Raw genomic sequence first — 21,004 nt, 5'->3', positions numbered from 1 at the left:
TCTTGCTCGTGGTGTCTTCGTTGTCTTCAGGACGAATTGTTAGAGTGATTATGACCCAGCACAAGCCCCATTTCCTGTGCGAGCGGATATTTTAACGAGAAATAGAGTGTGTCCTTCAGTACAAGCTTCATCGTCACCGAAGATGACGTCGCCTGGGTCATATTTCATTTCTCGTCCTCACGCTTCTCGGTGGGATAGTCGTCCGCTGCGTGGGGTTCCCATTCTTCGGGGTCTTCCTCTCCGAGTTGGTCGTTGAGCGTCTTGGTCGACTGGCGGTATGTTGTGAATGTATGAGGCGTTCCTAATCATCGGTGATCGCCCAGTTCCTATACAAATGTTGTACGTCATTCTGCAACGAATGTACAGCTTCCAGCGCTACTTACGCGAACAAAATCGCCGTGCACCAACTTGTGTTTCGAATTGTGCTATCCAACAATGGTTTCAGTAGCAATCGGTGATACGCTGGCGTTTAATCTCACAGTGACGTTACAAACCATAGAACTTCTCGTTCGTGATATTGGATATTATGCTTGCCCGAGGGCGGCGACCCACCTGATTCCACTGCCACTTATACTGCCCACAGGAAGTCAACTACCCAAAACCACCGATTTCAGGAAATCTACGTCACTACCGTCGCACGTTCTACTTTGGCTATAGAACTAATCGCGCATTTTGAAATGCGTCGAGTTCCCAGAAAATAGACTACTTCCCCTCGATTGCTCGGAACAGCCGAATTCGATCGTCGAAATCAACGACAGCTGGCACGCTAAATATGATCGTGTCAAGGCACCAGCTCGTATATCGTGTTCCACGGTAAGCGTGGTGGTCAAAGGCGTCAGTAGTTCTCAACGGGAAGCCCCTCAATATGCTCAAAATGACCATCACGGGTGACTATTGTCCCCCCCACTTCGCGAACAGTCCCCGCAATAAACACGTCTTTGAGGTTCACTGGCGTCCCATTCGCTTTCAATTCTTGTTTGATTTTGATTGCTTCTCGGGAACTTGCCGCCGTGAACGGCATCGGAGTCACCCAGTCCAAGGAATCATCGAACTCATCGAGCATACGATCGGTATGTTCAACTAGTCCGTCGTATAGCTCGAACAGGACGAGCGACGGCGTATAGAACGCTTCTGTTGGGTGGTCGTCAAGGAACGTTTGTGCCGCCGAACGTCCGTTCAGGTAGTCAATGAGAAAACTACTGTCTAAACAATTCATCTCGTCGCTCCGTGAAATCTTCGTCAATCTGATCGCGAACGTCTTCGACGTGCCCGCGTACGGCATCTGCTTCCTCGTCGCTCAACATCCCGAAGCCTTTCCAGATGTCTTTGTTCTTTCCCGAAAGGCGAAGCACAACATCGCTAAAACTCTCGTCGTCGCGCTTGTGCGCCTTCAACGACTCATAGGCCTCTTCTTTGAGGGTAATGTTCTTCGAACTCATTGTACATGTACAAGTACACGGGTTTAGGTATTAAAACCATTGGTTAGTATGAGGCACTAACCAGTGAGCAACCATTGCGAGCCCGCAATCACGATCTTGGTCTGACGAACTGTCTCTCGTTCGTCTACCCCCCGATACTACGAGCAGTCGAAACCGGCGTCCGAACCAATCTCGTTGTGGTAAGCAAGGTTTTGTGCTTCCCCGAGGGAGGCGACCCACCTGATTCCACTTCCGCTTAGAGCTAAATGGGGAAGTGGAAAGAAAATTGCCATCGAAAACAAAATTGGGGAATACAGGGCCTCAAAGCCATGAAAACGAGGATTAACCCATTTCATAAATGTCATAATGCTATATCAAATCAGGCTACCCGGAAGATGAGACTACGCAGGCATTAGCAACCCCAGAATGCACGATTTGTGATAATCCATCCCTCTACAAGCGTCTCAAACTGAACCACAGACGCCGTCTCTAATCACTCTTCTAACCATTGGACGAATCAACGACGATTCGAACCAGAGCCGCCGCTGCTCACCCGGTGTTCATCGTTCTGAAACAGGGTTCCTAGCCGATTCCAGTCCGTTTCAGCAGCGTGAGAACAGTGTTTGCTGTCACAATCGGTGATCGATCGTACTTCCCGGTCACGTCGATCTGCACCAGTAGGTCAACAGCACGCCAAATCGAGTACAGCAAACACGCGAACGCGACGTAGAAGAACCGTAGCACAAAATTCTTCGATGTCGTTGCGGCTATGAACCGTTTGACGCTCTTGTACCCACTCTCGATTTCCCACCGATACGCATACTCACGCAACAGCCTCGGACCCCCCCGTTCGTCATGAAGACCGAATACTGACGATAATCGGTGCGCTTGGAGTTGTCCCTACGTCGGTACACAAGCGTTGTTTCGTGCCGCTCATCCTCATTCAACAGGTGGTTCCGATCAGTCACGTACCGGTCTTGATCCCACCTCAGTAACCGCTGTGCTTGGGCTTGCTCGCTTGTCCGCATCCGTTTTGGCACAACGTATCGGAGTTCCCGCTGGTCAATATCCTCCAAGATATGCTGGCTATCGAACTCACGATCCATCAAGACGTTATCAACAAGCACCTGCTCTTGAGCGGAATATAAGAGGTCTCGCCAGACTTTGCTCTTTCAAATTCCCTTGCTAAACTGAATACTCAAAATATTGTTGGAGCTGGAGTCTTCTGATGCTCTCCGCATGAGCCCCTTCTTTACTGAAAAGACACGCGCATCGGTTACCACAAGTTTCTTGTTATGTTTCGATCGGACATGCCCCCTCGGCAGTCAATCGCTATCAACTGGATACGGGCACTAAGTTCCCGTCTTCAACGCGCGAAGCGCGTAGGGCGGGGTGGTTCACTGTTTGCAAGTCAGATGAGTAATCTCAAATGTGGAGATAGGTAACGTTCTTATTGTGGCAAATGACTGATTTCTATCTAATTATAGTTAACGCTCATCAATGCTGGACTTCTGGGAGACTTTGTTCAAAGATTCAATCAGCGTGGGGAACGACGGTCTCTGACTCTGTGTCTTCCATTTCGGTAGTAAGACCATTGGCTAAGGTGAGCACTGCCTCACGGTGATCGTTTTTCGAGTGGTGAATAGAAGTGGGTCGTGTAGTTTGATTGGTGTAATTTGAGAAGTCGAGTGGGGAATCGGTTTGTCTTTCAAATCGGTCACGTACTTCTGAAAGCAGTCCGTGCAGGTGAATGAGCTCTTGTTTTTTCATCGCGAAGTCAACTACTGACTCGAGCCCTATAGTATTACTTTGAGTCTCATTGGCACACGAATAGTCATTTTACCCGCAGGGTATCTATTAGCACTTATATTACAATAAATAAATTAATTTATAAAACTATGATTATAAATCGTTAAAATTTCGATATACAACAGAATGAGAACCTCATAGAAAGGACTATAAATAAAATTATTTAGTAAAAGATCAGTTCTTTATCCAAAAAATCCGGGGATACCCCTAGTAAAACCTTCAAAGAGCAGAGCTACAAAGTCGGTGGGCTTCGGTGGAAATCACCACGGAGTTCCACAGTTTCACGTTCTGGCTTCGAACTCGATAAAAAGAGTGGTCAGACCCTGTTGCCCAGTCGAAACTCGCAGACATTCCCACCGACTCCACCCACTCCCCGACGAGGCGACGATCAAAGAAATCACGTTCAAAAAATCAACTGGCGAGTGGTTCGCTACCTTCGGCGTCGAAGTAGACCACGAATCACTAGGGAAACCTACCGGACCCACGGACGTGGTAGTTATCGACGTAGGGATTCTGAAGTAAGCTCGCGACACAGACGGGGTCGCCGTCGGGTCGCTCGACTCTCGGATGAACAGGAGTGTCAGGAATTCGAGCACTGAAAACTCTCGCGGAAAGAACACGGCTCGAACAACGGGGAGAAAAATGTGGTCGTATTGCGAAATGCCATCAGCGCATCAAGCGTAAGCGACGTGACTTTCCCCATCGGCTTTCGGCGTACTATGCCCGAGAGTACAACCTCGTAGCGGTCGAAGATTTCGACGTGAGGGATGCTCGAATCACCGCCAAACAGTCGCAGCATGGCGACTGCGGCATGACACACCGTCCGATGGATGCTCGACTACAGGTGAGAACGCAAAGGCACGCGCTTCATGGCGGTCGAACCTGAGGGACGATCAAGGAATGTGCTACGTGTAGCGTTGAGACGGCCAAACCATTGTGGATACGCGAACATTCTTGTCCCGCGTGCGACTTCGAAGTGGATCGGGATGCGGCGTGGAACAACTTTTTTCGTGAGCTTTAAACGTGGGAATAGTTCACTGCGAACACCTGTGGAGACTGGGCTCCCGACAGGAGCCATAGTGGTTCCTACAAAGTGCGTCGTAGAAGTAGGAAATGCCACACTTAAACAGGGCCCGGAGGGCGCGAGTAGGGAGGGGTTGTTCACTCGCTCTTTGCGGAGGAGGCCGGAGCACCTGTGTTCAATCTACTATATCATATCTTGGCTAGCAAAACTGTTTGTGCTAGTTTTTTCATCAAAACCTTACGGTATCAAATTTGGCTTTGATACATAATCCAAGTGTATTCTATTCGTACACTAGCTCATTAGCATCTGTGGCATCACATCAGAGTTCTTTCCGAGTGTCTGACGCGGTTTTATATAATTTGGACGGTTTTGACGATTCGTATGTCCGACACAGAAAAAATCGCCATCTCGAACCAGAAGGGTGGGGTTGGCAAAACTACGGTCGCGATCAATGTCGCGGGGGCGTTGAACCAACAGGGACATGACGTTCTCTTCATTGACCTCGATCCCCAGGGAAACGCCACTGAAGGATTAGGATTGGAAGAGGAATACGAAGCGCAACCACCGACCCTATTTGACGCCTTAACCGATCATAAGGCGCGGGAAGATATCGACGCACTCATTTCGTCCCACCCAGAAATGGACGTTCTCCCAAGTAATATCGATATGACTAGTATCGAGCCCGAGCTCACAATGGCTATGCGGGGCCGGGAACGTTTAGGACAGGTTATTGATAGCCTCAACACCGAGTACGACGTCATCATTATTGATTGCCCACCCTATCTCGGTAATCTTACTGACAACGCACTATTGACAGCTGGAAACGTTCTTATTCCCGCCTTGGCCGAATCAACAAGCAAACGTGCGCTTGAAATCCTGTTCGACCAAATGGAGGTACTCGAAGCAGAGTATGACACGCACGTTCGTGACCTCGGCGTCGTAGCTAACCGCATCGAAACAACTAATGAGGCAAAATCGATGCTCGCGTGGTTTGAGGAGGCGTTTTCCGACATTCCAGTGTGGAAAATTCGAAAGCGCGTCACGCTCCAGCGAGCGTTTTCTGCTGGCTGTTCAGTTTTTGAATTCGAAGAAGAATGCGACATGACCGCAGAATTCCTTGCTATCGCCGAAGACTTAGAACGGCGTCTCGGCCTTGTTGAGGTGACGGCATGAGCGACGAAAGCAGAGCAGACCGTCTTCGTCGACGACGTCGCAAACAACGTGACCAACAATCCGAACCGCCGAACCGCGCTGACAGAGGACAACAATCAGCATCGGATACAGTAACAGAATCATCTACCTCTGACAAACATGTTGAATCGTCCGAAACGGGCGAATCAGACGAACGATCAAATTCGTCCAAACCGTCAAAACCAATGAGCGTAAAAGATACGCAGGTTGGGACGTATATGTATCTCCCAGAGAATCAGCGATCAGAACTAGACTTTCGATATAAAGAGCTCAATTTAGCGTATGAACGCTCGTTTGGAGACGAGCTGGAGAAGAATAGACACTTTTACCCACTAGTCGTACAAGCTGGACTCGACGCACTTGACGGAATGGATGGGGAGGAAATCAGAGACCTTCTCTTTGAAATAGAGTAGCAACTCAACTATCAAGAAGTTAAGACAGCTCGGATGCGACTTTAGGGCAGCAACGAACTGCGTGAGCTTGTGCTCACACTTGTAGTTGAATATTTGGGAAACTAATTCTCGCCATAATGGCAACTATTTACCTTTGAATTTAGGAACGAAAAGTAGTCTGTGTTCAGCTTGAGGAAAGGTTACTGCTGTGTTTCAAGCAGTTCGCGAATTTGCTCTGCGCGCTCGTCATTCGTTATGAATTTCTGGAACCGCCACTCAAACAAGTCAAGCAGGGCGGCATGTCCATCTTCGGTAATAGAATACTCGTTTGTTCGCTTGTCGAGTTCACTCTTTTCAGCTAATCCGAGCTCGATAAGCGTGTCAAGGTTGGGGTACAAACGACCGTGATTTACTTCCTCGTTGTAGAAGCTTTCTAGTTCACGCTTGATTGCAAGACCGTATCGGGACTCCTCAGCCAGAACTAGCAGAACGTTCTGTTGAAATGCTGTGAGACTGCGAACCGTTGACGTGTCCGGGACTGTTTTTGCCTCTGACATGGTATCTCATCATGATATTAATTGACAAAGGATATAAAACTTCCTACTCAGGACAATATTTAGGCCCTTTGTTGAGAATATTATATATCCATCATCATCTAGTCCCGGATGATGGTGAAAGGATCGCTTCTGATTGTAATTTTAGTAACATCCTGGAATTAGCGGACTGTTTTGCTAGTCATATATAACTAAGCAGTAGATGATGAGAGAAAGAGTCTAGTGCAGATGTTACCGATTCATACCACGCATCGTGGAGACAGGAGGCTCCACCCACAATGCGTGGAGTCCATATAGAAATCGCTAGAATTTTCAGTGAATACCAAGTGCCTCGATCTGCTCTTGATACCGATTTCGGATGGTTACCTCGGTCACCTGCGCAACGTCAGCAACCTCGCGCTGCGTTTTCTTCTCGTTACATAGCAGCGAAGCGGCATAGATGGCAGCGGCAGCGTATCCAGTCGGTGATTTACCCGAGAGCAGTCCTTGCTCTGCAGTTGTATCGATGATTTCGTTTGCCTTTGACTGAACTTCTTCAGAGACACCGAGATCCGAGCAGAACCGGGGAACATACTGCTTGGGATCAACTGGCCTCATCTCTAGTCCAAGTTCCTGTGAAATGTAGCGGTATGTTCGCCCAATTTCTTTCTGATCTACTCGAGACACTTCTGCGACCTCCTCGAGACTTCGTGGGATCCCTTCCTGCCGACAAGCAGCATATAGCGTACTCGTTGCAACGCCCTCAATAGAACGTCCGCGGATGAGATCTTCGGAGAGTGCTCGCCGGTAAATAACTGAGGCGACTTCACGTACCGATCGGGGTACACCAAGCGCGGAAGCCATTCGGTCTATCTCGGAAAGTGCAAACTGAAGGTTACGCTCGCCTGCGTCTTTCGTCCGAATACGCTCTTGCCATTTTCGCAGACGATGCATCTGACTGCGCTTTTCTGACGACAACGACCGACCATATGCGTCTTGATTTTTCCAGTCGATAGTTGTGGTCAATCCTTTATCATGCATCGTCTGCGTGGTCGGTGCACCCACGCGAGATTTACTCTGTCGCTCGCTGTGGTTGAACGCGCGCCATTCTGGCCCGCGGTCGACGTGGTCTTCTTCAACGACCAGCCCACAGTCATCACAGACTATTTCGGACTGATCAGGGCTGTTGACAAGACTCTCCGACCCGCATTCGGGACAGCTTTTAACCCCCTCCTCCTCGGTTTCGGTTTGCTGCGCGGCGCGCTCCCGTTGGCGAGTGGACCGTTTCATCGTTATTCTATTATCACAGCAAACATTTAAACCCCCGGATGAGCCTTTGTGAGTAACACACATACAAAATAATAGTGTAATCATGGGAAAAGTCGATGACTGCAGTCGTTTATAGATAATATAGAATCTTTTATATATACCATACGGCAAATTCTGGTGAACTAGCCACCTGACGCACCTGGCACGTTGGAGTGGAAATTTTTGCGTTATTGAAACCCTTGCTGAGAAACACGACGCATGAGTAGCGCGAGGGGAGATGGAACGCTCCCGAAGTCACAACCTCTCCAGTTCACTGAATGTGTTATGGTGCTGGCTCGCCGTGCTGTGGCATGGTTTTCGACTCGCTATTCGCGGAAGGGGTTCACGCTCTGCGTACATTCGTCTTGCCCCGTCTGAAGATCAAGAAGACTGCCACGTACCCAAATCTCGTTGACGAACTCATCGAGATGCCCTACGTCTGTGGCGCCCTCGATCTCAATTCGATCCTTGTACCCTCGACACTCTGCAAGGTGTTCGGCCGCCTGGAGATGGCTATTTGACAGGTTCTACAGAAAATACAGCGAGAATGCCTCGGGGCTTGACCCCGAGGGTGAATCGCATAAGCTTGATAGTAGTTTTTAGTGCATACGCGCGTCTTCAGGCGCGGGTCGAACGGTAGGCCGGGACGACACACTACCGTCGATGGACGGATATCCGTTTCCAATGCGTTTAAGGGTCTGTATCTCTTGTTTTAACCTTCTACTCCGGTGGAGAGAGTCATGCCAGAAAATACACGTATGCCGATGACTCGGTCGGAGATGGGGCCTGTGTGACCGGGTCATAGCCCTATCACGGGAGTTAAACCGAGAGGTTCCCCCGGTGTGCCGCCGGTTCCTGTGAGAGTGCGGGTTAGAACCTTGAAGGCAGCTGGCCGATATCCCATGGTGGGATGCCACGCCGTTTACGGCGTGGAGGAGGTCACGCACCGCGCCACAGTCCGACTGCACATTTCCCCGGTCATCCCCGCATAGAACGAGTGTACCCAGAAACCGCCGCCCCAGAACACTCTCGCTAACATCGGTTTGTGCTGTTCCCACATCTCTCTCCAAGCGGATTGCTTCAAAAAGCCATCCGCGACCAGCAAGGAAAAGAGGCTGTATAGGGATTGAGAAGCCGGGGAGAGTAACAAAGAGTATTTGACTTCTACTTCATGTGGAAAATTATATATTAATAAATGAGAATTTTAATTTTTATCAGTATGCAAAATATGGCGATAAACCCCTTCACACTAAGGGTGGCGTCAGTCCGCTGCTTCAACCGCTTCTTCGTCGCCAATGTATTGTGCTTCCCATTCACTGCGTGCTTCAATCTCTCGTTGGCCCCGCCGGGTCAAAGTATAGTAGTTTGTCCGACGATCAACCTGACCTTTCTCGACTAGTCCTTTATCGACGAGAGTATCCAGGTTTGGATAGAGTCGACCATGATGAATATCTTTCTCATAGTAATCTTCCAGTTCTTCTTTAATTGCTAGTCCGTGTGGTTCAGACAGACCGTTGATGACATACAACAGGTCTCGTTGGAAGCCAGTCAAGTCGTACATAGTCATCACCGTGTTATGTCTACACGATATTAGTTAATAACATGATAATGCGGCTATTTCGACTATAAACTAGGTTTGATAATGTGTAATGGTTGATAATACTCGGCTCTAAACATGGTACATCAATCTTCTTGGTTCTTCTGAAATACCCCCGAAATATGTCTGCTATCGGCCTAAGGAGATATTAAGGCTGAACCACCTATCCATCTATGATATGAAGAAACAAGAGCTGATTCACCTTCATGGGTTACTCCTAGAGGTAAGAGACCAGTATGAAGATTGGACCGGCGAAAGAGTCACTCTTTCAGACTACGAAGACAAGGGGGTTTATCCAACATCCATACATCGGTCAAAAACCGCTCACAGGGATGCTGTTTTCCTACTTTCAAATGGAATTACGGGAAAGATACCAAACCAGATGACAGAACTTGCAACAAATGTTGAGTGATGGCTAAGATAAGATAGTTAATATAGGATAATCACTGTACGAGATAAAACTGAGTTACTTCTTACTCCACTCAACGACATATTGTGAAAATGTTACGAGCGCAAACATAGTGATGATGCTTCCACCGATGACGACAGAAGGAAGAGTAGAAAACAAGGGTACGCCAACAAATGAAGCGACGAGGAGAAGTGTACTAAGTAGTGAAACTCCAAAATAATACGACTCCCAGGGAATTTGATCATCAATCTCATTATCATCTGTAGTATCTGGATCGTCAGTAGTGAGGTATTGATCAAATTGGTTTGCTACCTCGGTTCGCTCGACTGTTCCACGGCTCTGATCATAATTGATGATACCTTCTTCATCGAGCTTTGGCAGGTGCGTCTGGTATAATGGAATATAGACACGCTGGCGCTTTTTCGACGAGAGAGCTTGTACTGTCGTATCGTTTTCCCACGCAGCGACCTGTTCAGCAACGTCGCGCATCTGGATAGAACCTTCTTGATCTTGCAAGTATCGGAGGATGTAGCGCCGGCGTGGTGTTTGCAGAATGTGGAATATTTTATCCCTCGATAATTCAGTGGTGATATTCGCGTCATCAACACTGTCTTTCTCCGTAGTTTCTGTTGAAGCATCTGTAGCACTCATGACGAACTAATTATTGATATAAAGGCTAATAAACCAATAAAACTTTCCCATTTTGTTTCAGACTGTTGCAAATGGTTGCGGAGGTGCTTAGGAACTGTATAAGAGGCAGTTTATAGAATTGCATGCGTGGATGAATCGCCGTCTTTGTTCACTTTCGCAGTACGGTAAAGCCTTAGGTTTTCTTTCTGCGTCTCACTCGGCGTGAACCAAATGGTAGCACCCTTCGGTTACCGACAGTCCGAAAACTAGCAGTTGACTTGATGTTTTGCCTTATCCAATACGTAAGCCCTCGGACACACAGACCAACACAAAATACCCCAGACTCCGAGTCTTGTCCGTTTTCCGGATGCAATAGGAGCACCGACACTGTGGCAGTGACAGCACCACGTCGGGGTGCGAACCGTAAACATCCCAACAAACCGCTCGTTGGTGGGTGTGAAAGGCCCGCGTCTTCAGGCGCGGGAGGATGTCACGCTACCAATACTGACGTATTAGAAATTGATCAGGGAAGATACCTTTATCTCTCTACCGGCCATAGTACTTATTCCTCCAAGTAGTTGATGTGACTATTGAGAAGAATATTAGCACGACTTTCCCCACCATTTCGATAGCACAATACTCAGAAATTATACTATTTAATATAAATTATTAATTTTTATATTTTTAAATAATGGGTTAAAAGCTATACAAATTATGTTTTCGCTTGTTGACTTAGGATGTAGTAGCCTACGGAATGCACAAGACGTTAACATCCCTATAATAATCACAAGTGCGCACGTCGATACGTATGCCTAGCACGGAGGCAATGTTGGAAAATCCGGCCGCGAGGGTAGATAGCGCTCATGACTTCTACTCCCCTCGTGCTTTGATGGATTACAAATACAGCGAGCTTAATCTATAGCTTAGACCTCAAAAGGTGACTTCGACGCTTCCGGTTCAGAGCCATTCAAGAAAACAACATTTCCGCGGCCGATTTGGACGCGTTTTATTTCGTTATTTTCTTCCATTTTTGAAAGCTTCCGACTCACGGTTGATTTTGACCATGAGGTTTCCGACGTAATATCTGCTTGTTTCATTCGTCCACCATATTTGATAAGAAGAGAACGAATTCGTTCTTCGTCAGTCAGCATTTCTTCGTCCGCTAACTCTTTAACTGGTTTTTGTGACTCTACTCTTGTCGTTTCACTCGTGACGTTTGTTTCCGGTTCGACTTCTTGCTCAACGGTTGCATCGTCCGTTTTCTGATTGAACAAGCCAGATAACATCGCTCGTATGGACGATAGCGCACCACCAGTCGATATTTTTGAATTTGAGTCATCTTTGGCTGACTGATCAGTTGTCGTTTCAACCGGTGTGTAAGCGGGTGCTGTCGTCAACTCGACACCACTTTGAGAAATTTCGATCACAGTATCGAACAATGTTTTCAACGTATTGATAGTTTCTGGGTCGTGAATATCCGGATCTATCTGGAAATAACCGACTGCCTGCGCAGCCTGAATTCTGTGCGTGAGGATGTGAAGATATCGGAAAGCAGTGTCGAAATCCACGTATTCGAGGAGAACGGTCAGCGTTTGCAATGAAACAATCGGTTGTTTGTCTTCTTCCGTCCATCTCTTTAAGTGTTTGCTCAACGGAACGATAATCTCCATTGGATCTGTTGGATCAGCTATCGCTATAGCCACGTCATCCGATACTTGTTCGTCGAAGGTTTCAGACTGAGTCATGCCGCTTGCATGAATAAATTGAGTTACCGGTGAAAGCGATCCAATATTTCGTTGCCACTCAGTGAGCCACTGATCCGGTGACTGTGTGTATGTGACTGCAGCGATAGCTGTATTTTTTTCCGGCGGAAGAGCTAAAAGCTCCATATACCTCTGGTTTCCGTCTGGCGTCAGAGGTGCAAGTACGAGGACGTTTGACGCATCGTGAAGATTATCTTTTAACTTACCAACATTCATTTATATAATTTTTAATACTTCAAATACATTAATACATCGGTTCTTGGTTATTGTCGTTTTAAGATTCATGAATATCAATGTATTGTTTCCTTTTTGTTATTCCCTAATGGTATTACCCGTTCGTAGTAATTTAACTGAGTGGCGAAAATTCGCTTCAACTGTTTTAACTTGAATCTCTTTTTTATTCCAGATATTTTTGACGAGTAGTAAATTTTAGATTTAGTGTTACTGAAAAAGCGTGAAGCTGTACAAGCATCGGCTTCAAAAACATCAACCTGCGTCTCGTTGTTCATACTTGCCCTAAGTCGTAACTGACAACTCGCGTTTGTTGTGAGCCGTGTGACAACAGATTATAAAGACGATGCGTGGACATTAACATTGCTTATTAGCCATTCCCCTATCAAAAAACATCTCCTTGCAAATGCAAGTGGTTGTTTATAACTCCACACGCCGTGTTTAAGTATAATATTTTATAACAGATATTAAATGAATGGCTCATTTGCATGGCGAATTCTCATATAGACGCCTAAATTTGGTTTCTCGTAAACGGCTGAAATACTCGCTCTAAGAGCATTCAACAGCGACACTCTTGTTTGAGCTCTCTTTGTATTGCCAAATGCGTAGAGTATTGTGATCGGTACAGCCGCTTGACCTCCTCCCGCGCCTCAAGTCGCGGGAATCCCACCATGGGATTTCAGGCCGAGCGTGGCCCTCAGGTTTCAAGACGCATACGCCCCAAGCGTCAATTGCTGGGATTCAGCATCGGCTTGGGTGTCTTGTGGGACGGTCAAACGTCCCCCTTCCTCAGCCGAGTCATCGCCACTCGTGTGTTCTCTTGAATGGCTCTCTCTGCCGAGGTAGCGGTCTGCAATATTGAGCGCGGCGTTAACGTCTGCTTGGTACTTCGATACCCAACACGCCGAATTGGAACACTTAAACGTCGCCTGCTTCGGACGGTAGCCCGTCTCTCCACAACAGTGGCACGTCTTCGAGGTGTACGCTGGATTCACCGTTTCCACACGAATCCCTTTCTCAGCCGCTTTGTAGCGAATCTGGGCGTGCATCTTCGCAAAGCCCCATCCGTGAAGACGGCGGTTCATGAACGCGCCGTAGTCCATGTTCTCACGAATGTGCGTTAAGTCTTCCAGAACCAACACGGGATTCTCGAATTGGTCGGCGTAAGCGACGACCTCCGACGTGACCGTGTGAAGGAGATGGTCGATCTGTCGCCACAACTCGTCACCGTAGGACTCAGCGATACGTTCACTACCACGTTTCTGAAGGCGTCGAGTAGCTGTGAAGTACGTCTCACGGAGTTGCCGTACTCGCTTGCCTTCGTCGTTCCAGAGGTTGGGTGTAGTCGGGGTGCCGCGCTCGTTACGGTGACACACCGTTACCAAAGAGGCTTCCCCGATATCTACCCCAATCGGCGTCTCCGCCGGACTGGTTTCTCGCTCTTCTACGTCTCGCGTGGCGACGATGTGAAAGTACCACTCGCCGTCTCGGTCGAACAACCGACACTCGCCCATCTTCGCGTCGCCCACATACAATGCTTCAAGCCACTCCCGCTGTTCGGGATTGATTTGGGCAGGTATCCAGAGGTGGTAGTCGTCGTGGTGCGGGATTTTGACATACCACTCGATGGCGTTCTGTGGCTTGTGGTCGAGTTTCGGGCCTTCGTTCGTGAACCGAACGGGGTGGTCGTCCTTCAACTCCTTGGCGTCGTAGCTTCCCCCACAGAGTTGCGGGACATACTGCTTGAGCGCGTTCTTCGCGTACCCGCTCAGGTCGTAGTTAACCACTACGTCGTTCGCCGCCGTCTGTGTCGTACAGTCAGCGTTGAATGCGGCTTCGAGTGCTTGTTGGTAGGCGTGTTTCGTCTCACAGAGTTTCCGATGCTTGTGAGTATTCGGGTTCACAAGTTTGAGTTCCAATGTCTCTGTGAGCTCGGTCATATTAGTCGTCCTGTTCTGTTGGTTCTGAAGTGCGTACCACTTTCACAGCCGCTCCACGCCATCGCTTTGGAACGGTTACGTGGGCGCTATTGCCGAAGGGTTTGACTTCGCCATCGAGGACTTCCTCACCCTCTATTTCAAACCGATTTACCATACAATGGACATACATTAGATATACTTAGTATTACCGATTGGAAATCCAGCCGTGTACGGTACCGGAGAATGGACGGGCTATGCCTATCGCTCGACCTCCGCCTGAAGCCGGAGGTATGCGCTATCGGTCTCTATCAATGAGATTGGTGTGCCCTGGTCATCATCTTCAAAAATAGCAGATTAAATCGTTTTTTGTCAATTTTTACGGATCTAACATCGAAAAACCTATATGAAATTACAATCCAATCACACGTTAGTTGCAATAAGAGGCACTTCGCTCATGGTCAATATTCGAACAAACTGCCTACACACGAATCATATCGTCGCAATTGATATAGCAAAGCGACTTGAGTCCTATGTAATCAATGTCTAACGTTCCAACCGTTCTCATCGTTGACGACGAACGAGCGATTACGAACCTCCATGCTCGGTGGCTCGAAAATTCTTACAACATAAAAAAGGCGTATAACGGAACCGAGGCACTGGAACAGATAGACAAATCAGTAGATATCGTGCTTCTCGACCGGCGAATGCCCGATCTTTCTGGACAAGAGGTTCTTAACGAAATCCGCGATCAAGAGATCGATTGTCGCGTCGCGATGGTGACTGCAGTCGAGCCTGATTTCGATATTCTCGAACTTGGCTTCGACGATTATATTTGCAAACCAGTTTCTAATCCAGAACAACTACACAACGTTGTCTCTTCGCTTAGAACTCGTTCAACATACGATACACAATTACAGGAAATGTTGGCGTTGTCTACAAAGAAAGCAGCGTTAGAGGAACGAAAGAAAACTGATGAACTCACCAGGCACTCAGAATACGCCGATCTCAAAGCAAGATTAGAATCGCTTCGAAACGACCTCTCAGAAACCGTGGAGGGGCTGGACAATGATGACTTGCGCGCTGAATTCCAAGATCGCAACACCGCTAATTCAAAACTAGTGCAGTCATCGGAACAAAACGACGCTTCTGAATTCAAAAACTGAGAATTTTTGACCCTATATGTTTTCATGTGATCTGATAAAAATGGGATAGGGACTCTTGGTAATTATTTTAATGGAAATAACAGAAGTGAACTATTCAATGCAACACGCATTGAGGACAAGATTTTTATTTTGGCTGTGGTTGGACAGAAGCTACTCAGTTTTTCGATACTCGAAATCAGCCCGCAAGACCATCAAAAAGCAGAAGAAAACGAAACAAGAATCGTTATCTGAATTGCAGGTGCTAAAACCCCGCCCAAAAGTACGGGGAGCAGTCACTGTAAACTGCCTCGGGGTCAAGCCCCGAGGCTTTCGCGTGGACTCCCGTTCTATGCCGTCGAGGCAGGGGGGACATACTCCCCACTCACGTTCAACGTCCCGCGATTCAAGCGCACGTCTACAGGTGCGCCTCCGTCGGCTGCATTTTGCCGCCGCCGGAGATACCGAAAGCCGACGTTCTTCGCCGCGTTGTAATCCGCATGGTTCTGATACCCGCACTTCAAGCACTCGAAGTTCTCACCGTCGCGGTTGTCCTCGTGCGTACACCCACACATCGAACAGCGTTGGGAAGTGTGGTTTGGCGGGACTTGTACGGCTTCGACGCCGTGTTCTGCCGCTTTGTATTCGACGTATTGGAACAACCGGCGGAACGCCCAGACGTGTTGCCACGTCGCCTGCGGGATGTTCTCGCGGATATGCGTTAAGTCCTCGAAGACGATGTGCGAACAGCAGTATTCGACGGCTTCCTCAATGAGTTCGTTCGCTACGCCATGCAGGTATATTTCGAAGCGACCGTACTCCTTGTTACCTACGCCTTCGATGGCTTCGTGTGCCGCTCTTGTTCCGGTTTGTTGGAGCGAGCCACGACGCTTCTCGTATTCCCGACGCCAGTGGTTGAACTCATCGGCGGACCAGAACGTGCCGGTTGACGAAACTGCAATGTTGTTGACCCCCAAATCGACACCGAGGACTGTTCTGTGCTCGGTTTTGAGTTTAGGGTCGTCGGCTTCGACCTTTCGCATCGAGGCATGAAGGAACCACTCGCCATCCCGACGCTGTAAGTTCGCCATACGGAACTCGTAGTCCTCGTCATCGAGGTACGTCCGTGGGTGGCACTCAGGGTCATCAGGAAGGATGTAGTCGCACTCAATGCGCCCGTTGACGGTCGAAAGCGACACGTAGTCGCGGTGGAACGTCGCGCTTCGTTTATCGTAAACCGCACTATCGGCGGAGAAGTAGGGTTGTGACGTTCGTTCATCGCGCTTCAGCCTCGCTACACCGCTCTTGACGGCTTCGACCGCCCGACGAACTCCTTTCTGAACGAGGTTCGCGGTAAGGTCGGTTTCGCTGCGTAGTTTGTCGTACAAGGCACGTTCTGCTTTGGCCTTCGAGGTAACGTGGTATCCGTCGTCACCGTGCCAACACCATTCGCTCGCAGTGTTCGCGCAGTGTTTGAATTGCTTGACTGTCTCACGGAGGGACGAATCGTCCTCTTGAGACACGTCGAGCTTGATTACGGCGGTACGACGGTATTCCACGATTTTTCACATATGGTGCCCCGGTTACTTATAGTTGCGGGAGCGGGCCTGCCGATGTGCGTGGTTTGCGTCGTGTATCGACGCGCTTCCTCCCCGAGGTCAAGCCTCGGGGCATCCGCACTGTGTTTTCTGTGAAAAACACGTTTCCATCACATGCAGGGTTCAAAGAAGATGTAAAAGGCTATTTGGGTTCTAAAGAAACAAATGAGCGACTTCAATCGAACTCTCCAAAGGTCCATGGCATAGAACACGGTAGGGTAGCTGGTAAATCGCTCTCTAAACTCACTGGTATCCTGTGCAGAGTGATGTAATTAGTAGCTGATACCCATCAGGCACCATATGGAAGCCAGATGAAATAACTCCCAAGTGTAACAATGATTGCTAAAGATAGCTGATGAACGGATACATGCAGACTTCGAAAGAGAAAATTCTCTTGCTCATCGATCACCGCCGAAATCGCCGATTGCTAGCAGACTGGCTAGCGTCAGAGTACAATATCGTTCTCCCCGAGGACGATATCGATGCTTCGTTTGACCTTTGCATTGCAGACGAAACGTTGTTCAGCCAATATCGTGACAAACTGAGAGCTTGGAAAGAGTCCGAGCTGCCTACGTTTCTCCCATACTTGCTTGTTACGTCCACGTCATCTCCTGCACGAACACCGAAGGTGTGGCAAGGGGTCGATGAAGTCATTACGACTCCTATCGAGAAAGCAGTGTTACGGGCACGTATCAATGGATTATTAGAACGTCGGCGACTTTCAGTCGAAATCGAACGCGAGAAAAAACAAAGTGAAAAGCGGTTTCAAACACTGTTTCAAACTGCACCGGATCCGGTATTCGTTCTCAACGCAGATGGACGAATTCAGGCTGTCAACGACGCATTTTGTAAAGTATCCGGTCTTGACCGTTCTACAGTTCTCGGCGAACATGTCGAAGATATTCATGCGTTCCCCAATGACTCACTGGAGCGGCTCACCGCAGATATCCACGAGCCGGAGGAAGACGACCAACTACCCCCGTACTCGGTGACGTATATGGCACCCGACGGAGAGACACGCTATGCAGAGATCAACACGGCGCGAATGCAGTTTAATACTGAGAACCCAGAAATAATTGGGATTTTTCGAGATATGACCGAGCACAAACATAGAAAGCAAGAACTCAAACACCAAAACGAGCGATTGGATGAGTTCGCAAGTATGCTCGCACATGAACTTCGAAATCCACTAGGAATCGCGCAAGGATATCTTCAACTCGCAGAGTTTGAAGACGCAGACGATGCCTTCGACGAGGTACGGGAAGCACACAACCGGATGGAACGCATGATAAACGAGATGCTTGACCTTGCACGGAGATCTGAAGCAATTGACGATAAGGAACGAACAGGGTTTCACGATATTATTGAAAGTGCGTGGTCACGAATTGCTCCACCTGAAGCGACATTGGTGCTGGAGAATGTCGATATCGAGATTTCAGCGGACGTTGACCGGTTGAGTCAGGTATTCGAAAATCTCTTTCGAAACGCTGTTGAGCATGGCGGTGAAAATGTAACCGTTCGAGTCGAACGACTTCCTGATGGAGTATGCGTTGAAGATGATGGTCCCGGAATACCATCGGAATATCATGACACAGTCTTCGAAAGCGGGTATACGACAAACAACGGAACTGGTCTTGGGCTCTCAATTGCCCAGCAAATTGTGGAAGCGCATGGCTGGGATATTGCAGTTATGGAAGGAACAAGGGGTGGCGCACGATTCGAGATTACGGGAATACAGTTTGGTGAACGAACATGATTAACCACTCACTTGACACCTCTATGCGTTGAGGTGGGAAATTCACTTATCAAGAACCACCTTTTCGCGACTAATTTCGTTTCCAGTCTTTCTATCGCGGAGATTCCAAAATGCCGCATCGATATTGGAAAGTCGACTGCACTGATGACACCAAAAGTGGCTATTAGTCGGTTCCCAGCTGGTATGGCCGTTGGGACACGTGTAGCGCCACTTCACCATTTGGGTGTCGATATCATGGGTATCCATATTCGTCCTATGCGTGTCTCATATAAAATATCAATCCTTATCCGTGGTGAAAGTAAAGAACACCGGTTTCACCGTTTGATCCGTTATAAATACCAAAAATCTGCTAATTGGCAGTCTCTCCATGATAAAGCGCGAGGATTCCTTCGTGAGGTGTCGGGTCGTTCCGTCAGCCCGCAAAGGCAACTTCCCCATCCGCGGAGGGATGTGTATCGGGTTCGTGCACTACATGTCGGCCCCAGAAACGAAGATCAGGCGTATTCGTGCGTCCGAGATGGACGCGGTATCCGCTTGTGCCGTACTTGATTAGCTACGGTGACTCCTCCCCGCCCTAAAGGGCGGGGCTTCCTGTTTCAACGACGCGCTTTGCAGACACCGAATCGGTGTCCGTAGGGAGCGCAGTCTCCGCAGGCGTTGATTCGGGACAGCCCGTCCCTACTTTCTTGATACCGCGAGAAAGAATGTTCCACGCCGCGTTCGCGTCTCTATCCGCTTCGAACCCACACGACGGGCACGAATGTTCCCGAACCCACAGCGGTTTGTCCGTCTTCACGCCGCAAGACGCACATTCCTTCGTCGTGTTCCGTGGGTCTACAGCAACGAAGTACGTGCCCTCGCGTTCACACTTGTATTCGAGCATCCGGATAAAAGTACCCCACGCGGCGGATGCTCGGTTGCGTGAATTTGAATCGAACTGCATCATTCCCGCGACGTTCAAGTCTTCGACCGCCACGAGGTCGTATTCTCGGGCGTAGTAGTTCGACAACTTGTGCAAGAAGTCACGACGCTTCTGTTTCAACTCGGCGTGACGGCGTGCAACGACACGCTGTTGCTTGCAGTAGTTCGCCGACCCGTGTTGTTTGCGCGAAAGGTCACGTTGTGCGCGTTCCAGTCGTTCACGTTCGTTCGAGAGGTCGAGCGATTCAACGGCCGTACCGTCGGTGTCGTGAGCGTACTTGAGAATGCCCACGTCGATTCCCACAACGTCCGTGAGTTCGTCGGGCTTCTCGGGTGGGTCGTCAGGAGTCTCAATACCGAAGACGGCAAACCATTCGCCGGTTGGTTCTTTCTTCACCGTGACTTGCTTGAGTTTTGCACCATCCAGAATGTCCCGGTGCATTCGAACGGGTATTTCACCGATTTTTGAGAGCCGGAGAACAGGCTGGCCACTCGTGTTCTTGAGTTCGAAGCCAGACTGTCGATAGGTGAACGACCGGTATTCGGCAGGTGCTTTCCACTTGAGCAGACCGACCTTCCGACCTGCATCTTTCGCGTCTTTCAGCCGTGAGAGGTTGGTGTACAATCTCTCAACGACATTCTGAAGTGTGCGAGAATACAGGTCAGTGAGGTCGTTCCACCACTTCTTAATCGACGGAAGCTGGTTGATTTCGCCGTATTTCGTCGTCTCGTCTTCTCGGTTGAGTCGGTGGAGGAAATGGTTGTACACTTGCCGATACAGGTCGCGGTGAGTGTCCAACGTCTCTCGGAGAGTGTCGGATGGGGTGAGCCTGTATCGGTAGTTGTATCGCATGGTCTATTCGTCGGAATCGGAATCTGGTTCAGAAACACGAACGATTTTCACGTCCGCGCCGAGCCACCGCCGGGGGACGTAGACGTGAGCGCCGTTACCGGTCGGACGCACATCGCCGTCCACGACTTCGTGGCCATTGATTTCGAACCGTTCCATACAATGTATAGACGTTGTAGGGGCTAAAGTATATCGATTCCATGGGCCTGCGAGATAGCAGTCTCACGTGCAAGCAAGACGATGACGGCGCTGTATCCCCGCCGTAAACGACGGGGTTTTAGCGCCTGCAATTCAGATAATGACCACATGATATTATTTATTATATTTTTCCTATTTGGATATTTTGTACAATTTTGTTAGTTTTGCTGTCTTTTATTCCGCCAGTGGCGTATTCTCCCACGTTTCTCCTATAGGCCATCTCGTGAACTACTCCCACGTACCGCGTTCGGGCTTACCCAGCCCTCACTTGTTGAGGTGGGAGCTTCCTGTTTCTGTGTCGGAACGTGCAGAAACCAT

The 21,004-nt window shown here is 48.8% G+C and carries 19 protein-coding genes and 2 pseudogenes; 7 read left to right on the top strand and 14 right to left on the bottom strand.

Annotation, left to right across the window (positions count from 1 at the left end; genetic code table 11):
• Nucleotides 1-835: 835 nt before the first annotated feature.
• The 4 genes and pseudogenes from BW974_RS16490 to BW974_RS16475 all read right to left on the bottom strand — a co-directional run bounded on the left by BW974_RS16490 (nucleotide 836) and on the right by BW974_RS16475 (nucleotide 3,188).
• The gene (locus BW974_RS16490) at nucleotides 836-1,216 is read right to left on the bottom strand and encodes a type II toxin-antitoxin system VapC family toxin (protein ID WP_076431354.1); all 381 of its coding nucleotides are present in this window, start codon (nucleotides 1,214-1,216) and stop codon (nucleotides 836-838) included.
• The gene (locus BW974_RS16485) at nucleotides 1,197-1,439 is read right to left on the bottom strand and encodes an antitoxin VapB family protein (protein ID WP_076431353.1); all 243 of its coding nucleotides are present in this window, start codon (nucleotides 1,437-1,439) and stop codon (nucleotides 1,197-1,199) included. The genes BW974_RS16490 and BW974_RS16485 overlap by 20 nt, the downstream gene beginning before the upstream one ends.
• 561 nt (nucleotides 1,440-2,000) lie before the next feature.
• A pseudogene (locus BW974_RS26605) lies at nucleotides 2,001-2,575 on the bottom strand (transposase); the annotation flags it as partial.
• 376 nt (nucleotides 2,576-2,951) lie between these two features.
• Entirely contained in the window at nucleotides 2,952-3,188 is a 237-nt protein-coding gene (locus BW974_RS16475) for a UPF0058 family protein (protein ID WP_076431352.1), read from the bottom strand.
• Between the two features lie 260 nt (nucleotides 3,189-3,448).
• On the opposite strand from BW974_RS16475, the pseudogene BW974_RS27220 reads away from it, so the two are divergent.
• The 3 genes and pseudogenes from BW974_RS27220 to BW974_RS16460 form a co-directional block, all read left to right on the top strand.
• Nucleotides 3,449-4,381: pseudogene (locus tag BW974_RS27220) on the top strand (RNA-guided endonuclease InsQ/TnpB family protein); the annotation flags it as partial.
• Nucleotides 4,382-4,632: 251 nt separating this feature from the next.
• Complete coding sequence (locus tag BW974_RS16465; protein WP_076431350.1) at nucleotides 4,633-5,424, top strand: ParA family protein; 792 nt, start codon at nucleotides 4,633-4,635, stop codon at nucleotides 5,422-5,424.
• The gene (locus BW974_RS16460; protein ID WP_076431349.1) at nucleotides 5,421-5,855 is read left to right on the top strand and encodes a DUF8160 family protein; all 435 of its coding nucleotides are present in this window, start codon (nucleotides 5,421-5,423) and stop codon (nucleotides 5,853-5,855) included. The genes BW974_RS16465 and BW974_RS16460 overlap by 4 nt, the downstream gene beginning before the upstream one ends.
• 179 nt (nucleotides 5,856-6,034) lie before the next feature.
• Here BW974_RS16460 and BW974_RS16455 read toward each other — a convergent pair whose 3' ends face one another.
• Entirely contained in the window at nucleotides 6,035-6,391 is a 357-nt protein-coding gene (locus BW974_RS16455; protein WP_076431348.1) for a PadR family transcriptional regulator, read from the bottom strand.
• A 309-nt stretch (nucleotides 6,392-6,700) separates the two neighbouring features.
• A complete protein-coding gene (locus BW974_RS16450) occupies nucleotides 6,701-7,657 on the bottom strand; it encodes a transcription initiation factor IIB (RefSeq protein ID WP_076431347.1) in 957 nt (318 codons plus the stop codon).
• Nucleotides 7,658-7,986: 329 nt separating this feature from the next.
• Between BW974_RS16450 and BW974_RS16445 the strand changes: the two genes are divergently transcribed.
• Nucleotides 7,987-8,196 (top strand): hypothetical protein, encoded by a 210-nt coding sequence (locus tag BW974_RS16445; protein ID WP_076431346.1) that lies wholly within the window; start codon nucleotides 7,987-7,989, stop codon nucleotides 8,194-8,196.
• A 740-nt stretch (nucleotides 8,197-8,936) separates the two neighbouring features.
• Here BW974_RS16445 and BW974_RS16440 read toward each other — a convergent pair.
• On the bottom strand, nucleotides 8,937-9,236 hold the full coding sequence (locus BW974_RS16440) for a PadR family transcriptional regulator (protein WP_076431614.1): 300 nt from the start codon (nucleotides 9,234-9,236) through the stop codon (nucleotides 8,937-8,939).
• Nucleotides 9,237-9,450: 214 nt separating this feature from the next.
• On the opposite strand from BW974_RS16440, the gene BW974_RS16435 reads away from it, so the two are divergent.
• Nucleotides 9,451-9,684: a UPF0058 family protein gene (locus BW974_RS16435; RefSeq protein WP_076431345.1), complete on the top strand. Its 234-nt coding sequence runs from the start codon at nucleotides 9,451-9,453 to the stop codon at nucleotides 9,682-9,684.
• A gap of 54 nt (nucleotides 9,685-9,738) precedes the next feature.
• Here BW974_RS16435 and BW974_RS16430 read toward each other — a convergent pair whose 3' ends face one another.
• From BW974_RS16430 to BW974_RS16415, 4 genes are all read right to left on the bottom strand, one after another.
• A complete protein-coding gene (locus tag BW974_RS16430) occupies nucleotides 9,739-10,332 on the bottom strand; it encodes a DUF7344 domain-containing protein (RefSeq protein ID WP_076431344.1) in 594 nt (197 codons plus the stop codon).
• 902 nt (nucleotides 10,333-11,234) lie between these two features.
• Nucleotides 11,235-12,290: a helix-turn-helix transcriptional regulator gene (locus BW974_RS16425; RefSeq protein WP_245800164.1), complete on the bottom strand. Its 1,056-nt coding sequence runs from the start codon at nucleotides 12,288-12,290 to the stop codon at nucleotides 11,235-11,237.
• 719 nt (nucleotides 12,291-13,009) lie between these two features.
• Nucleotides 13,010-14,245, bottom strand: coding sequence for an RNA-guided endonuclease InsQ/TnpB family protein (locus BW974_RS16420; RefSeq protein WP_076431343.1), 1,236 nt, complete (start codon nucleotides 14,243-14,245; stop codon nucleotides 13,010-13,012).
• Nucleotide 14,246: 1 nt separating this feature from the next.
• Nucleotides 14,247-14,399 carry a DUF2080 family transposase-associated protein gene (locus BW974_RS16415; protein ID WP_076431342.1) on the bottom strand — a complete coding sequence of 51 codons (153 nt, stop codon included), beginning with the start codon at nucleotides 14,397-14,399 and terminating at the stop codon, nucleotides 14,247-14,249.
• A gap of 364 nt (nucleotides 14,400-14,763) precedes the next feature.
• On the opposite strand from BW974_RS16415, the gene BW974_RS16410 reads away from it, so the two are divergent.
• Nucleotides 14,764-15,387: a response regulator transcription factor gene (locus BW974_RS16410; protein WP_076431341.1), complete on the top strand. Its 624-nt coding sequence runs from the start codon at nucleotides 14,764-14,766 to the stop codon at nucleotides 15,385-15,387.
• 326 nt (nucleotides 15,388-15,713) lie between these two features.
• Here BW974_RS16410 and BW974_RS16405 read toward each other — a convergent pair whose 3' ends face one another.
• The gene (locus BW974_RS16405; protein ID WP_076431340.1) at nucleotides 15,714-16,922 is read right to left on the bottom strand and encodes an RNA-guided endonuclease InsQ/TnpB family protein; all 1,209 of its coding nucleotides are present in this window, start codon (nucleotides 16,920-16,922) and stop codon (nucleotides 15,714-15,716) included.
• 394 nt (nucleotides 16,923-17,316) lie between these two features.
• Between BW974_RS16405 and BW974_RS16400 the strand changes: the two genes are divergently transcribed.
• Nucleotides 17,317-18,717 carry a sensor histidine kinase gene (locus tag BW974_RS16400; RefSeq protein WP_076431339.1) on the top strand — a complete coding sequence of 467 codons (1,401 nt, stop codon included), beginning with the start codon at nucleotides 17,317-17,319 and terminating at the stop codon, nucleotides 18,715-18,717.
• Between the two features lie 574 nt (nucleotides 18,718-19,291).
• On the opposite strand, the gene BW974_RS16390 is transcribed toward BW974_RS16400, so the two are convergent.
• The gene (locus tag BW974_RS16390) at nucleotides 19,292-20,491 is read right to left on the bottom strand and encodes an RNA-guided endonuclease InsQ/TnpB family protein (protein WP_076431337.1); all 1,200 of its coding nucleotides are present in this window, start codon (nucleotides 20,489-20,491) and stop codon (nucleotides 19,292-19,294) included.
• Between the two features lie 3 nt (nucleotides 20,492-20,494).
• A complete protein-coding gene (locus tag BW974_RS24790) occupies nucleotides 20,495-20,647 on the bottom strand; it encodes a DUF2080 family transposase-associated protein (RefSeq protein WP_139328907.1) in 153 nt (50 codons plus the stop codon).
• Nucleotides 20,648-21,004 lie beyond the last annotated feature (357 nt).

Source organism: Haladaptatus litoreus (assembly GCF_900156425.1).
GTDB lineage: Archaea > Halobacteriota > Halobacteria > Halobacteriales > Haladaptataceae > Haladaptatus > Haladaptatus litoreus.
The sequence above is the reverse complement of the archived record's forward strand: the minus strand, read 5'-3'. Positions and strand labels throughout refer to the sequence as shown.

Bases quoted from the DNA above. Each gene is read 5' to 3' on its own strand.
- BW974_RS16400 (WP_076431339.1), top strand. From the start codon at position 17,317: ATGAACGGATACATGCAGACTTCGAAAGAGAAAATTCTCTTGCTCATC.
- BW974_RS16485 (WP_076431353.1), bottom strand. From the start codon at position 1,439: ATGAGTTCGAAGAACATTACCCTCAAAGAAGAGGCCTATGAGTCGTTG.
- BW974_RS16415 (WP_076431342.1), bottom strand. From the start codon at position 14,399: ATGGTAAATCGGTTTGAAATAGAGGGTGAGGAAGTCCTCGATGGCGAA.
- BW974_RS16430 (WP_076431344.1), bottom strand. From the start codon at position 10,332: ATGAGTGCTACAGATGCTTCAACAGAAACTACGGAGAAAGACAGTGTT.
- BW974_RS16440 (WP_076431614.1), bottom strand. From the start codon at position 9,236: ATGTACGACTTGACTGGCTTCCAACGAGACCTGTTGTATGTCATCAAC.
- BW974_RS16410 (WP_076431341.1), top strand. From the start codon at position 14,764: ATGTCTAACGTTCCAACCGTTCTCATCGTTGACGACGAACGAGCGATT.
- BW974_RS16455 (WP_076431348.1), bottom strand. From the start codon at position 6,391: ATGTCAGAGGCAAAAACAGTCCCGGACACGTCAACGGTTCGCAGTCTC.
- BW974_RS16435 (WP_076431345.1), top strand. From the start codon at position 9,451: ATGAAGAAACAAGAGCTGATTCACCTTCATGGGTTACTCCTAGAGGTA.
- BW974_RS16465 (WP_076431350.1), top strand. From the start codon at position 4,633: ATGTCCGACACAGAAAAAATCGCCATCTCGAACCAGAAGGGTGGGGTT.
- BW974_RS16460 (WP_076431349.1), top strand. From the start codon at position 5,421: ATGAGCGACGAAAGCAGAGCAGACCGTCTTCGTCGACGACGTCGCAAA.
- BW974_RS16390 (WP_076431337.1), bottom strand. From the start codon at position 20,491: ATGCGATACAACTACCGATACAGGCTCACCCCATCCGACACTCTCCGA.
- BW974_RS16450 (WP_076431347.1), bottom strand. From the start codon at position 7,657: ATGAAACGGTCCACTCGCCAACGGGAGCGCGCCGCGCAGCAAACCGAA.
- BW974_RS16475 (WP_076431352.1), bottom strand. From the start codon at position 3,188: ATGAAAAAACAAGAGCTCATTCACCTGCACGGACTGCTTTCAGAAGTA.
- BW974_RS24790 (WP_139328907.1), bottom strand. From the start codon at position 20,647: ATGGAACGGTTCGAAATCAATGGCCACGAAGTCGTGGACGGCGATGTG.
- BW974_RS16420 (WP_076431343.1), bottom strand. From the start codon at position 14,245: ATGACCGAGCTCACAGAGACATTGGAACTCAAACTTGTGAACCCGAAT.
- BW974_RS16490 (WP_076431354.1), bottom strand. From the start codon at position 1,216: ATGAATTGTTTAGACAGTAGTTTTCTCATTGACTACCTGAACGGACGT.
- BW974_RS16425 (WP_245800164.1), bottom strand. From the start codon at position 12,290: ATGAATGTTGGTAAGTTAAAAGATAATCTTCACGATGCGTCAAACGTC.
- BW974_RS16445 (WP_076431346.1), top strand. From the start codon at position 7,987: ATGGTTTTCGACTCGCTATTCGCGGAAGGGGTTCACGCTCTGCGTACA.